This is a genomic window from Rhodanobacter thiooxydans LCS2, from assembly GCF_000264375.1.
Classification (GTDB): domain Bacteria; phylum Pseudomonadota; class Gammaproteobacteria; order Xanthomonadales; family Rhodanobacteraceae; genus Rhodanobacter; species Rhodanobacter thiooxydans.
This window is the reverse complement of the sequence record NZ_AJXW01000010.1, coordinates 33620-47609: the sequence shown is the minus strand read 5'-3', so window position 1 is coordinate 47609 and position 13990 is coordinate 33620. Positions and strand designations below refer to the sequence as shown.

Annotated in this window: 7 protein-coding genes; 5 read left to right on the top strand and 2 right to left on the bottom strand. The window is 67.0% G+C overall.

All coding sequences use genetic code 11. The annotated features are described in order from the left end of the window. Positions 1–123: 123 nt before the first annotated feature. Complete coding sequence (locus UUA_RS02670; protein ID WP_039953444.1) at positions 124–1101, bottom strand: alpha/beta hydrolase; 978 nt, start codon at positions 1099–1101, stop codon at positions 124–126. Further along, complete coding sequence (locus tag UUA_RS02665; RefSeq protein WP_008434043.1) at positions 1101–2723, bottom strand: alpha-glucosidase family protein; 1623 nt, start codon at positions 2721–2723, stop codon at positions 1101–1103. Before UUA_RS02665 ends, UUA_RS02670 begins: the two co-directional genes overlap by 1 nt. Before the next feature lie 434 nt (positions 2724–3157). Between UUA_RS02665 and UUA_RS02660 the strand changes: the two genes are divergently transcribed. The 5 genes from UUA_RS02660 (at position 3158) to UUA_RS02640 (ending at position 13876) form a co-directional block, all read left to right on the top strand. After that, a complete protein-coding gene (locus UUA_RS02660; protein WP_008434042.1) occupies positions 3158–6115 on the top strand; it encodes a TonB-dependent receptor in 2958 nt (985 codons plus the stop codon). A gap of 97 nt (positions 6116–6212) precedes the next feature. Then, complete coding sequence (locus UUA_RS02655; RefSeq protein WP_008434040.1) at positions 6213–7730, top strand: tryptophan halogenase family protein; 1518 nt, start codon at positions 6213–6215, stop codon at positions 7728–7730. Positions 7731–7768: 38 nt separating this feature from the next. Then, complete coding sequence (locus tag UUA_RS02650) at positions 7769–9316, top strand: alpha-amylase family glycosyl hydrolase (protein ID WP_008434039.1); 1548 nt, start codon at positions 7769–7771, stop codon at positions 9314–9316. A 17-nt stretch (positions 9317–9333) separates the two neighbouring features. Further along, positions 9334–11718 carry a glycoside hydrolase family 31 protein gene (locus UUA_RS02645; protein WP_153023008.1) on the top strand — a complete coding sequence of 795 codons (2385 nt, stop codon included), beginning with the start codon at positions 9334–9336 and terminating at the stop codon, positions 11716–11718. A gap of 133 nt (positions 11719–11851) precedes the next feature. Continuing rightward, the gene (locus tag UUA_RS02640) at positions 11852–13876 is read left to right on the top strand and encodes a glycoside hydrolase family 13 protein (protein ID WP_008434036.1); all 2025 of its coding nucleotides are present in this window, start codon (positions 11852–11854) and stop codon (positions 13874–13876) included. The last annotated feature ends 114 nt before the right edge of the window (positions 13877–13990 follow it).

Below are 13990 nucleotides of genomic sequence, written 5' to 3'. Positions count from 1 at the left end.
GAAGTGCGGCGGGCGGTGCCCGCCCTACGAACCTGCTTAACAGGGGAGGACTGAGGTGGATTCAGCCCTTGACCTTCTCCGTCACGACCTCCCGCTATACGCAGGGGAGGAGCAAGGCCAAGATCAACGCCGGCCGTAAGCCCAGCGCAGGAACAGCGGCAACATCTGCCTCCATGACGCCTGGTTGTGCTGGCCGCCCGGCAACAGGAACAACGAGGCATCCGCCCTGCGCGACGGATGCCCCGCGTAGTCCAGGTTGATCGAATAACCGAGCTGGCTCAGGCCGCGCGTGCGAAAGCCGTCGGCACCGCGATAGCCTTCCAGCAGATCCTGCACGTCGTCGATCGTGTCGTTGACTCCGTCGCCGTCGCGGTCCGCGCTTTCCTCCGCCGTGCCCGCCGCGAACCAGAACCTCAGGCCGGCGCGCCGGGGGCCGCGATCGACCATCGCCTGCGCCAGCCGGGTGTGCTGGATCGCGGTGGCGCTGCTGCGGTCCGCCGCCAGCCAGAACGAGGGTGAGAAGGCGCCGACCCGGCCGAACAGCTCCGGATACTGCCAGCCGAGGCCGAACGCGTTCAGTGCACCGAGCGACCAGCCCAGCATGGCGCGTCCGCGCGCGCTGCTGCGCGTGCGGTAGTGCGCGTCGACGTATGGCACCAGCACGGTGGCGACCCAGGCGGAATAGTCCTGCGCGCGCACGCCGATCGGGCCGATCCGCGAACCGCCGACGAGGCTGCGCGCGCTGGCACGATCGAACAGGCCGTAGCCGCTGGCGCGGTCGTCGAGCATGCGGATCGCCACCACGATCACCGGCTCGATCGCCCGCTCGCGGTACAGCCGCGCCAGCGTCGGCTGCAGCTCCACCGCGGCCATGTCCTGGCCGTCGTTTGCGTACAGCACCGGGTAGCGACGCGACGCCGCTGGCGTGTAACCCGGCGGCGGGTAGACCGTGACCGCGATCTTCTGCGGCGCGAACGCCGGTGCGTCGAGTTGCAACTGCACCGGTGCGTCAACGGCGCCGCCCTGCGACGCGATCGCGTTGCCGCTGACGAGCAAGGCGCCGGGCAGCAGCCACGGCAGGACGACGAGCCGAAGCATCATCACGCCACGCTGGCGAACCATGCTCCGTGGCCGGGCAGATGCAGGCGGCGGCCGTCGAGCCGGCCAGCCACCAGGCCATGGCCGTCCAGCGGCTGCGGCTCGCCAAGCTCCGCGGGCAGGTCGATCGCCACGTCGGCGCCAGCCAGGTTGAATGCCACCAGCACGGTCTGCCCGTCCAGGCGGCGGGTGAACGCCAGCACCGGCTCGGCGGTGTCGATGAAGGCGATGTCGCCCCAGCGCAGCGCCGGCTGCGACTTGCGCCAGTGCATGAAAGTGCGGAAGCCGTTCAGCACCGAATGCGGGTCGGCCTCCTGCCGGCTCACCGCCAGCGCGTGATGTTCCGCCGGCACCGGCAGCCACGGCATGCCGCCGCTGAAACCGGCCTGCGCGTCGACGTCGCTCCACGGCATCGGCGTGCGGCAACCGTCGCGGCCCTTGAACTGCGGCCAGAACGCAATGCCGTACGGATCCTGCAACGCCTCGTACGGCAGCTCGGCTTCGGTCAGGCCCAGCTCCTCGCCCTGGTAAATGCACACCGAGCCGCGCAACGAACACAGCATCGCGGTGAGCAGGTTGGCCAGTTGCCGCGAAGGCTGGCCACCGCCCCAGCGCGTCAGCACGCGCTCGACGTCATGGTTGGAGATCGCCCAGCACGGCCAGCCGTCGGTCATCTGCGCTTCCAGCGCCTGCACCGTGCTGCGGATGTACGCAGCGCTGAAGTCGTCGGTGAGCAGCTCGAAGCTGTAGCCCATGTGCAGCCGGCCGGGGCGGGTGTACTCGGCCATCGTCGCCAGCGAATCCTCCGAGGAGATCTCGCCCAGCGTGGCCGCCCCCGGGTAGCGATCCATCAGCGCGCGCAGCTCGCCGAGGAACGCGAGGTTCTCCGGTCGCGTGTTGTTGTAATAGTGGTACTGGAACGCGTACGGGTTGTCCGGACTGAAGCCGCGGCCCACGCGCTGGTCCTTCGGCTTGGGCGGGTTGTCGCGCAGCAACGCATCGTGAAAGCAGAAGTTGATCGCGTCCAGGCGGAAGCCGTCCACGCCCTTGTCCAGCCAGAAGCGCACGCTGTCGAGGATCGCCGCGCGCACGTCCGGGTGGTAGAAATTCAGGTCCGGCTGCGAGGTCAGGAAGTTGTGCAGGTAGTACTGGCCGCGGCGCGGCTCCCACTGCCAGGCGCTGCCGCCGAACAGCGACAGCCAGTTGTTCGGCGGACTGCCGTCGCCCTTCGCGTCGGCCCACACGTACCAGTCGGCCTTCGGGTTGTCGCGGCTCTGGCGGCTCTCGCGGAACCACGCGTGCTCGACCGAGGTGTGGCTGAGCACCTGGTCGATCATCACCTTCAGGCCCAGCGCGTGCGCCTTCGCCAGCAGCGCGTCGAAATCCGCCAGCGTGCCGAACAGCGGATCGACGTCGCGGTAGTCGGCGATGTCGTAGCCGAAGTCGGCCATCGGCGAGCGGAAGAACGGCGCGATCCAGATCGCGTCCACGCCGAGGCCGGCCACGTAGTCGAGCCGTTCGATGATGCCCGGCAGGTCGCCCACGCCGTCACCGTCGGTGTCCAGGAAACTGCGCGGATAGATCTGGTAGATGACGGCTCCGCGCCACCAGGGTGCCTCGGTCATGGAACGTGTCCCTGCGACATGCGGCAGGCACATCCGCCCACCCGTCATTGAGTGGCGATCAGCTTAGCCGCAGGCCCGTGACAAGCAGCACGAGTGTGCATACGTATTCATTCGTGCTGCAGCTGCGGCATGCAATGCAGGATGGGCACGCGGCCGCCGTCTCCATGCCGCCCGCAAAGTCAAGCCGCGTTGCGGCCCGCGCCGTGCAGGCCCGGTGCAGGAGCACGCGCTACCGCAGCGCAGCAAGCGCAATACAGCGCCCGCCATGAATACGTATGCAGGAAATGCTTCGCTGCGGAAATGCCGGCCTACCATGCAAACACGCCGCCGAAAAGCTCGGCAGCGCACCTGCCGACGGTTGTCGCCGACGGAAGCGCGGGGAACACCAATAACCGAGATCAACGGCGACACACCATTCGTGGGAGGGGATTTACATGGTTCTGAAACACAACATGCTGGCAATGGCGATTGCATCGGTGTGCCTTGGCATGTGCGCCACGGCCTATGCCGCCACCACGCCCGCGGCCGCACCCGCGACCGCGGCCGGCCCGCAGCAGAGCACGCAGGATCAGGCGCCGACCACGTCGGCCGACCAGACCAAGAAGGATGAGAAGGACGCCGACGGCAAGCACAAGGCGCAGAAGATGCAGGCCGTGGAGGTGAACGGCTTCATCAGCAGCATCGAGAATTCCACCGCACTGAAGCGCAACTCCAGCACCATCGTCGAGGCGGTGTCGGCCGAGCAGGTCGGCAAGCTGCCCGGCGTGTCCATCGCCGACACGCTCGGCCGCCTGCCCGGCCTCGCCGTGCAGACGGTGAGCGGCCGTCCGCAGGTGCTGACCATCCACGGCATGGGCCCGGATTTCTCCACCGCGCTGATCAATGGCGGCCAGCAGGTTTCCACCTCGAACAACCGCGACGTGCAGTTCGACCAGTACCCGTCAAGCTGGTTCGACAACGTGGTGGTGCACCTGTCGCCCTCCGCCAACCTGATCGGCCAGGGCCTGACCGGTACGGTCGACATGCACACCATCCGCCCGCTGGAGAAGAGCGGCCCGGAGGCCGCACTGAATGCCCATTACATCTGGAACGACATGTCCCAGCTGTCGAGCGGCCCGGGCGTCAGCGACAAGGGCTACAACGTCAACGGCGTGTGGGTGCACCAGTTCGCCGACCACACCCTGGGCGTCACCCTGGGCGTGGACCTGGAGAACAACCCCTCGCAGATCCAGCACCAGCAGCCGTGGGGCTATCCCACTCCCGACTCGTGCTCAAAAACAAATGGAGTAAGCAACTGCTCGAACGCCAATGGCAATCAGGTATTAGGTGGTTCCAAGAACTTCGGCATCTCCGACTCGATGAAGCGCCGCGGCGTGCTGGCCACCGTGCAGTGGCAGCCGAATGAGTTCTACACCGGCACCATCGATCTCACCTACGACAACTTCAAGGAAGTGCAGCAGGCCAAGGGCATGGAGTTTCCGCTTGGCTGGGCGAGTGGCATCGTGGCGCCGGGTATTACAGCCTCAAATGGCCTGGTGACTAGCGGTACCTACACCAACGTGTCGCCAGTGATCCGCAACGACTACAACAGCACCAGCGCCCGGGTCTACAACTTCAACTGGGAAAACAAGTTCACCATCAACGAGAACTGGACCGCCAACCTCAACGCAAACTATTCGCGCGCCACTCGCCGTGACGTGAGCCTGGAAAGCTACTCGGGCTTCGGCTACAACAAGAGTGGCCCCACTGACACCATCGGTTTCAGCGAACTCGGCAACGGCCTTCTTTACGTCAACCCGACACTGGACTACACCCAGGGCATGGTGCTTACCGACCCGCAGGGCTGGGGCGGCGGCAACGACGTGGTGCAGGCCGGCTTCATCAACGCGCCGCACACCGTGGACTACCTCGCCAACCTGCGCCTGAGCGTGGAGCGCAGCTTCTCCAGCGGTCCGTTCTCCAGCATGGAGTTCGGCGTGGCGTACAGCAAGCGCAACAAGACCTACCACACCGACCAGGACTTCCTGACCCTGGGCGGCGGCACCATCAGCGGCGGCAATGCAGTGCAGACCGCGCCGTTCACCGGCAGCAGCTGCGACCCGCTGTCGTGGATGGGCGTGAGCTCGCAGCTCTGCTACAACCCGTTCGACCTGCTTGCGAACGGCACGCTGCAACAGGTGCCGACCTTCGGTTCGTCGCTGGCGATGCCGCCGAACTGGAAGGTGCGCGAGAAGACCCTCACGCCGTACCTGCAGATGAACCTGGACACCTACCTGGGCGGTGTCAGCCTGCGCGGCAACTTCGGCATCCAGGCGCAGCGCACCTCGCAGCGCGGCGTGGGCGAGCGCGTGGCGCCCGGCAGCTCGGTCACCGGCGGACAGACTCAGCTGATTCCGGTCACCGCCAGCACCACCTACACCCGCTACCTGCCCAGCGCGAACCTGATCTTCGGCTTCACCGACAACGACGACCTGCGCGTCAGCGCCGCGCGCACCCTGGCCCGCCCGCGCATGGACCAGATGAACGCCAGCCTCGGGGTGAGCGGCAACCTCACGCACCTGGCGAACACCGACCCGAACCAGGCCTACTTCGGCGCCAAGGGTGGCAACCCGAAGCTGACACCGACCATGGCCGACAACTACAACGTCAGCTACGAGCACTACTTCTCGGGCGGGTCGGGCTACGAGTGCAACTCCAACGACGCGAAGAACTCCGACCTGTGCCGCAGCGGCGCCGGCTACTTCGCGCTGTCGGGCTACTTCATCAAGCTGCATGACTACATCAACCCGAACGCGGCCTACCTGTACGACTTCAGCGCCTTCCTGCCGTTCGGCCTGACGCCGGAGCAGCAGGCCCAGCTGGGCACCACCAAGGGCATCGTCGAAGGTCCCACCAACGACGGCCGCGGCTACGTGAAGGGCGTTCAGGTCACCTTGAACACGCCGTTCAACCTGGTGACCCCGGTGCTCGACGGTTTCGGCATGATCCTCACCGGCAACCGCACCAAGAGCTCGCTGGTGTACGCCGGCAACCCCGATCCGATCACCGTGCCGGGCCTGTCGAAGTGGGTGGCCAACGCCACGCTGTACTACCAGCACAGCGGCTTCGAAGCGCGCATCAGCGACAGCTACCGTTCGAGCTTCCTGGGCGAGGTGTCGGGCATCAGTGCTTCCCGCATCATGCAGACCGTCAAGGGGGGCAGCAGCTACGACGCCCAGCTCAGCTACAGCTTCGACAGCGGCAGCCTGAAGGGCCTGACCTTCATCGTGCAGGGCTCCAACCTGTCCAACAAGCGCTTCATCACGTACCAGAACAACGATCCCCGCCAGGTGCTGACGTGGGAGCGTTACGGCCGCCGCTACGATATCGGCGTCTCGTACAAGTTCCAGTAAGCCGTATCGGCATTACCTCCCCAAGCTGCCCCGCTGTGTGTTGTCCGGCGGGGCTTTTTTTTACGATCATGCAGACAGGGTGCCGAGGAGCCGTGACATGAACGATCCCCGCATCCGCCGCATCGTGATCGTCGGCGGCGGCACCGCCGGCTGGCTGGCGGCGGCGCTGCTGGCGCAGGCGCTCGGCCCGCAGGTGCAGATCCAGCTGGTCGAATCGGCCGAGATCGGCACCGTCGGCGTGGGCGAGGCCACCATTCCGCAGATCCGCCACATCAACCGCTTCCTCGGCATCGACGAGGACGCGATGCTGCGCTTCGCCCACGGCACCTATAAGCTGGGCGTGCAGCTCAACGACTTCACCCGCCTGGGTGACTCCTATTTGCATGCCTTCGGCGACCTCGGCCTGCCGCTGGGGCTCACGCCATTCCACCATTACTGGCTGCGCGCCGTGCAGGAACGTGGCCACGCTGACACGCCGGACCTGTGGGCGTATTCGCTCAACGCCGCGGCCGCGGCGGAAAACCGTTTCGCGCCGCTGGAGAAGATCCCCGACAGCCCGCTCGGCGGCCTGCGCTACGCCTACCACTTCGACGCCTCGCGCTACGCGCAATACCTGCGCGAGCGCATCGCGCCGGGCAGCGTGCAGCGCACCGAGGGCAAGGTGGTGGACGCGCGTCTGCGCGAGGGCGACGGCTTCATCGAATCGCTGCAGCTGGACAGCGGCGAGCTCGTCGAGGGCGACTTCTTCATCGACTGCTCCGGCTTCCGCGGCCTGCTGATCGAGGGCGCGCTCAACACCGGCTACGAGAACTGGCAGCAGTGGCTGCCATGCGACCGCGCGCTGGCGGTGGGCAGCGCGCCGGGCGGCCCGATGCGCCCGTACACCCAGGCCAGCGCGCGCACGGCCGGCTGGCAGTGGCGCATCCCGCTGCGCCACCGCACCGGCAACGGCCACGTGTACTGCAGCCGCTTCATCAGCGACGACGAGGCCGCCGCCCAGCTGCTGGCGAACCTGGAGACCGAGGCGTTGGGCGATCCGCGCCCGCTGCGCTTCGTCACCGGCATGCGCAAGCTGGCGTGGAACCGCAACTGCCTAGCGCTGGGCCTGGCCGCCGGCTTCATGGAGCCGCTGGAATCGACCAGCATCCACCTGGTGCAGTCCGGCGTCAGCCGCCTGCTGGCGATGTTCCCCGACCGCCGCTGCGACAGCGCACTGGTGGACGAGTACAACCGCCAGACCCGCTTCGAGTACGAGCACGTGCGCGACTTCCTGATCCTGCACTACAAGGCCACCGAGCGCACCGACACGCCGTTCTGGCAGCAGTGTGGCGCGATGGAGGTCCCGCCGTCGCTGGCGCGCCGGGTCGAGCTGTTCCGCCGCACCGCCATGGTGTTCCGCGAAGGCGACGAGCTGTTCGCCGAGACCGGTTGGGTGCAGGTGCTGCTGGGCCAGCGCATCGCGCCGCAGCGCCACCACCCACTGGCCGACGCGCTGACCGACGCGCAACTGGACGGTTTCCTCGCCGACATCCGCACCCTGATCGGCCGCGCGAAGAACACCCTGCCGCCGCACCACAAGTTCGTGGCGCGCGCCGGCGGCAGCCTCGCCGCATGAGCGCCACGGCATCCCGCCGTGGCCGGAGCAAGCCAGCCATGATCCGACGCATCACCTCGTCACTGCTCTTCGCCCTGCTCGCGCTGGGCGGTTTCGCACCAGCCGCGGCCGCGCCCGCAGCCCCCGCCGCATCGTCTCCTTCCGGCGTGTGGTACGAGATCTTCGTGCGCAGCTGGTACGACACCAACGGCGACGGCATCGGCGACTTGAACGGCGTCACCGCCAAGCTCGACTACCTGCAGTCGCTCGGCGTCAGCGGCATCTGGCTGATGCCGATCAACCCCTCGCCCACCTATCACGGCTACGACATCACCGACTACTACGCGATCAACCCGCAGTACGGCAGCATGGCCGACTTCGAGCGGCTGCTGCGCGAGGCGCACAAGCGCGGCATCAAGGTGATCATCGACCTGGTGATCAACCACACCAGCGACCAGCACCCATGGTTCAAGGCCGCGCGCGATCCGGCCAGCCCGTATCACGACTGGTACAGCTGGGCCGGCCCGCGCACCGACCTGCACGCCGCGGACGCCGCCGGCGCGCAGGCCTGGCATGCGCTCGGCAAGGCGCATTACCTGGGCGACTTTTCCCGCGAGATGCCCGACCTCGACTACGACACGCCGGCAGTGCGCCGGGAGATGGTCAAGCTCGGCCAGTACTGGCTGAAGAAGGGCGTGGACGGCTTCCGCCTCGACGCCGCGCAGCACATCTACTACGACTTCAAGGCGGACGAACACAATCCGCTGACGCTCGAGAAGAACCTCGCCTGGTGGTCCGAATTCCGCCGCGGCCTGGACCAGGTCAATCCCGCGGCCTACGTGGTCGGCGAGGTGACCCGCGACTCCGCCGACGAACTGGCGCCGTACTTCAAGCCGCTCAGCGCGGTGTTCGACTTCCCGCTCGCCGTGCAGTTGATCGACAGCGCGCGCAGCGAACGCGCCGGCGATCTTGGCACGCTGCTCGCGCATGCCGACGCCGCCTACCGCAAGGTCACCGGCAAGTCGGGCGTGGACGCGCCGTTCCTGTCCAACCACGACCAGGAGCGGGTGATGAGCCAGCTGGGCGACAACCCGCAGCACATGCGCATGGCCGCCGCGATGCTGCTCACCCTGCCCGGCCAGCCGTTCGTCTACTACGGCGAGGAGCTGGGCATGCGCGGCAGGAAACCCGACCCGGACCTGCGCGAGCCGATGCGCTGGAATCGCGCGGCGGACGCGCCGGGCGAAACCACCTGGAAAAGCTTCACCGCGCACGACGGCCCGGCGGTATCGGTCGAGGCGCAGCAGGCGGACGCGAATTCGCTGCTGCACTACTACACCATGCTGATCCACTGGCGCAGCGAACTGCCCGTGTTGCGCGACGGCGCGCTGCAACCGTGGAACACCGGCAATGCGCACGTCGCCGCCTGGCGGCTCGACAACGCCCATGATCGCGTGCTGGTCGTGCACAACCTGTCCGGCCAGGCGCAGTCGCTGGCGCTGGACGGACAGCCGTTCCACCGCGTGCGGCTGCGCAGCACGCCTGGCGCCACCCTGCAGCACGAGCGCCTGCAGCTGCCGGCGTACACCACCGCGATCCTGCAGTGACCACGGAGTCCGATGCGATGAGTCAACCCGTTTCCCCACGCCGACGCAACCTCGCCTGGCTGTGTCTTGGCCTCGCCCTGGCCCCGCTCGGCGCCAGCGTCGCCCAGGCGCCGGCGTCCCCCACGACGACTTCACCGGCAGCGCTCATGGACACGAAGCTCAATGACGGCATCAACATCGCCACGCGGGGCGGCCCGCTTTCCGTGCGCTTCGTCGCACCCGGCATCGTGCACGTGCAGCACCCCGGCACCGACGCAGCGCCCGCACTGGTGCTCGACCCCGCCGCCGGCTTGCCCGCCTTCCACGCCCGGCGCAGCGACGACGGCGCGAACGAACCGATGCTCGCCAGCGATCGTGGTTCGGTGCGTTGGGACCGGCAGCACCATCAGGTAAGGATCAGCGATGCGCAGCAGCAGCCACTGCTGCAGATCGAGCTCGCCCCCGCGCTACCGGGCTCACTGAGCCTGCGCCACGACCCACGCGATGCGCTGTACGGCATCGGCGGCTACAACGCTACCGAGGATGCCTCCGCGGGCATGCTGCGCAGTGGCAAGCAGGTGGCCATGTCCGGCGAGCAGGGCCACGCCGGCGCGCCGTTCGTGTGGAGCAGCGCCGGCTACGGCGTGCTGCTGGACAGCGACGGCGCCAACTTCACCCTGGCGCCGGGCAGCATCAGCGCCGTCGACGCCACGCAGCGGCAGGCTGACTACTACATCCTGCTCGGCACGCCCGCGCAGATCTTCGCCGAGCTGGCACAGCTCAGCGGCCGCACCCCGCTGTTCCCGAAATGGGCAATGGGTTTCACCAACAGCCAGTGGGGCATCGACCAGAAAGAACTGCTGCAGATCGTCGACACCTACCGCTCCAAACACATTCCGATCGACAACATCACGCTGGACTTCGACTGGAAGGCGTGGGGCGAGGACGACTACGGCGAGTTCCGCTGGAACCCGGCCAAGTTCCCCGACGGCCCCAGCGGTGAGCTGAAGAAGCAGATGGATGCCCGCGGGATCCGCCTGACCGGCATCATGAAGCCGCGCATCCATCTCGACACGGTGGAAGGGCGCTACGCCAGCACGCACGGTTTCTGGGTGCCCGACGAGAAGGTCAGCGACGATTACTTCTCGCACAAGCCGGTGAAGGACATCAACTTCGATCTGGCCGCCGCGCGCAGCTGGTTCGGCGAACTGGCGATCAAGTACGGCTACGACCATGGCATCGCGGGCTGGTGGAACGACGAGGCGGACACCGTCGGCAGCGAGACCGAGTTCCTGAACATGCAGCGTGCGCTGTATGACAGCCAGCGCGCCGTATCGAACCAGCGCGTGTGGTCGATCAACCGCAACTTCTGGCTGGGTTCGCAGCGCTATGCCTACGGCCTGTGGTCCGGCGACGTCCCCACCGGCTTCGCCAGCATGGCCGGCCAACGCGCACGCATGCTGAGCGCGGTCAACGTGGGCGCTATGCAGTGGGGCATGGACGGCGGCGGGTTCAAGGACGGCACGCCAACGCCGGAAAACTACGCGCGCTGGATCCAGTTCGGTGCGTTCACGCCGATCTTCCGCGTGCACGGCGAGTTCGCCCAGAAGCGCCAACCGTGGGTGTATGGCCAAGTCGCCGAGCAGGCCGCCACCGCGGCGATCCGCCTGCGCTACGCGCTGATCCCGTACATCTACAGCTACGAGCACGCGCGCCGCGCCAGCGGCGTGGGCCTGGTGCGCCCGCTGCTGTTCGACTGGCCGCACGATCCTAAACTGCGCAACGACGTCGACAGCTGGCTGTTCGGCGACTGGCTGCTGGCCTCGCCGGTGGTCGAACAGGGTCAGACCACGAAGGACGTCTACCTTCCCGCCGGGCGCTGGACCGACTGGTTCAGCGGCAAGACGTACGACGGCGGCCAGACCATCCACCTGGCGATCGACAGCAAGAGGTGGAGCGACATCCCGCTGTTCGTGCGCGAGGGCGCGATCATTCCCACCCGCACCGATCCGGTGGACTACGTGGGCGAACGGCCGCTGACCCAGCTCGACGTTGAGGTGTTCCCCGCCGCGCAGCGCAGCACGTTCGACTATTACGACGACGACGGCAACACCTACAACTACGAACACGGCACGTACTTCCTGCAGCCGCTGTCGGTGCAGCGCCGCGGCGACACGGTACAACTGGAACTCGGCGCCGCAAGCGGCAGCTTCAAGCCGGCGCTGCGCCACTACCTGCTGAAGATCCACGGCGCCGCCGCCACCGGCGTCAGCGGCAAGCTGAAGTCGTTCCCGAACCTGGAGGCGCTGCAGCAATCCGGCGGCGAAGGCTGGGCCAGCGGCCACGACCGCTACGGCGAGGTCACCTGGGTGCGGGTGAGCGCGGCGCGCGCCAACAGCATCACCGTCGACCTCAAGCACTGACTGCAGGAGCGCACTCCGCGCGCGATGCTTTCCGCCACATGATGAAGAGCATTGCGCACGAGTGCGCTCCTGCAAAAGGAAACAGCTGACTCACTCGAAAGATTTCGCTCCACCAACTGCGGAGGGACGTTCGATGGGCAATCGAGGCAAGGCAAGCTACGGTTCCAGATCCACCCTGGCATGTGCGCTCGCCGCGGCGCTGGCGCTTTATGCGCTGCCGGCCATCCACGACGAGGCACGCGCCGCCAGCAACGACAACAACGTGGAATGGAACGGCCTGTTCCACGACCAGGGCCCGCTCTACGACAATCACGTCGAGCCGACCGCCGCGCAGGCGGTCACGCTGACCCTGCGCACCTTCAAGGGCGACATCACCAGCGCCAACATCAAGTACTACGACAGCGCCGATGGCGCATTCCACTGGGTGGCGATGAGCTGGTCGGCGAACGATGCCACCGGCAATTTCGACTTCTGGAAAGGCACCATCCCGGCCAGCGCCTCGAAGAAGTACTACCGCTTCCAGATCAACGACGGCACCGCGACGGCCTGGCTCAATGCCGCGGGCACCACTTCCGCCGAGCCGTCCTCCGGCGACTTCTTCATCCTCCCCGGCTTCACCACCCCGGCATGGATGAAGAACGGCGTGATGTACCAGATCTTCCCCGACCGCTTCTACAACGGCGACACGAGCAACGACGTCGCCAACGGCCAGTACACCTACGCCGGCTGCGCCACCGAGAAGCACGCCTGGCGCACCAGCGTGGTGTCCAACGTCAGCGGTTGCAACAGCGCCGTGTTCTTCGGCGGCGACCTGGCCGGCATCGACCAGAAGCTCGGCTACATCAAGAACACCGTCGGCGCCGACATCATCTACCTCAACCCGATCTTCCTCTCGCCAACCAACCACAAGTACGACACCGAGGATTACATGACGGTGGACCCGGCGTTCGGCAGCAACACGCTGCTGCAGACGCTGAGTGCGGACATCCACTCGACCAGCAACGGGCCGAAGGGCTACCTGGTGCTCGACGGCGTGTTCAACCACACCGGCGATACCCACGCCTGGTTCGACCGCTACCACTGGTGGACCACGAACGGCGCCTACGAGTCGCAGTCCAGTCCGTGGTACGGCTACTACACGTTCCAGAGCTGGCCCGGCACCTACTCCGCCTTCTTCGGCATCCCCAGCATGCCCAAGCTCGACTACGGCGCCAGCGGCTCGGCCGTGCGCAACGCGATCTACGGCAGCAGCACTTCCGTGGTGCAGACCTGGCTGAAGGCTCCTTACGCCATCGACGGCTGGCGCCTCGACGCGGCGCAGTACTTCGATGCGGGAGGCAACAACGGCAGCGACGCGACCAACCACCAGATCACGGCCGAGCTGCGCAACGCGGTGAAGTCGGTCAACCCCAACGCGGAGATCCTCGGCGAGTTCTGGGGCAATGCGAGCCCGTGGACCGCCGGCGGCGACCAGTGGGACAGCGCGATGAACTACGACGGCTTCATGCAGCCCGTCTCCGAGTGGATCACCGGCCAGGACTACAACGGCAACGTCGCCTCGATCCCGACCAGCCAGTTCGACAGCTGGCTGCACGGCACCCGCGCGAACTACCCGACCAACGTGCAGCAGACCATGAGCAACGCGCTCGGCAGCCACGACGTCACGCGCTTCGGCAACCGCGCCGGCGGCGACATCTGGAAGACCTACCTGGCGCTGTTCTTCCAGATGACCTACGTGGGCACGCCGACGATCTACTACGGCGACGAGTACGGCATGCAGGGCGGCGCCGACCCGGACAATCGCCGCACCTTCGACTGGACCGTCGGCACCTCGACCAACAGCGCGGTGGCACTGACCAACAAACTGATCACGATCCGCAACACCTACCCCGCGCTGCGCACCGGCTCGTTCATGACGCTGCTGACCGACGACACCAACAAGCTGTATGCCTTCGGCCGCTTCGACGCCACCAACCGCATCGCGGTAGCGCTCAACAACGATTCGGTGACGCATACGGTGACGGTGCCGGTGTGGCAGCTGAGCATGACCAACGGCAGCACGGTCACCGAGCTGATTTCCGGCACGCGTTACACCGTGCAGAACGGCCAGGTCAGCGTGGCGGTGAACGGCCACTACGGGGCGATCCTGGCGCAGTGAATCCGGCCCATGGCGGCGGCGTGGCAGATTTGCCGCACCGCCGCTGGACGCCGCCCCTTCGCGTGTAGGAAACTGCGCCTCGATGTAAACGTTTACATCCTGACGGTTGCGGGC

Excerpts from the sequence above, each read along its gene's own strand:
- UUA_RS02645 (WP_153023008.1), top strand. The coding sequence starts at position 9,334 with ATGAGTCAACCCGTTTCCCCACGCCGACGCAACCTCGCCTGGCTGTGT.
- UUA_RS02660 (WP_008434042.1), top strand. The coding sequence starts at position 3,158 with ATGGTTCTGAAACACAACATGCTGGCAATGGCGATTGCATCGGTGTGC.
- UUA_RS02650 (WP_008434039.1), top strand. The coding sequence starts at position 7,769 with ATGATCCGACGCATCACCTCGTCACTGCTCTTCGCCCTGCTCGCGCTG.
- UUA_RS02665 (WP_008434043.1), bottom strand. The coding sequence starts at position 2,723 with ATGACCGAGGCACCCTGGTGGCGCGGAGCCGTCATCTACCAGATCTAT.
- UUA_RS02670 (WP_039953444.1), bottom strand. The coding sequence starts at position 1,101 with ATGATGCTTCGGCTCGTCGTCCTGCCGTGGCTGCTGCCCGGCGCCTTG.
- UUA_RS02640 (WP_008434036.1), top strand. The coding sequence starts at position 11,852 with ATGGGCAATCGAGGCAAGGCAAGCTACGGTTCCAGATCCACCCTGGCA.
- UUA_RS02655 (WP_008434040.1), top strand. The coding sequence starts at position 6,213 with ATGAACGATCCCCGCATCCGCCGCATCGTGATCGTCGGCGGCGGCACC.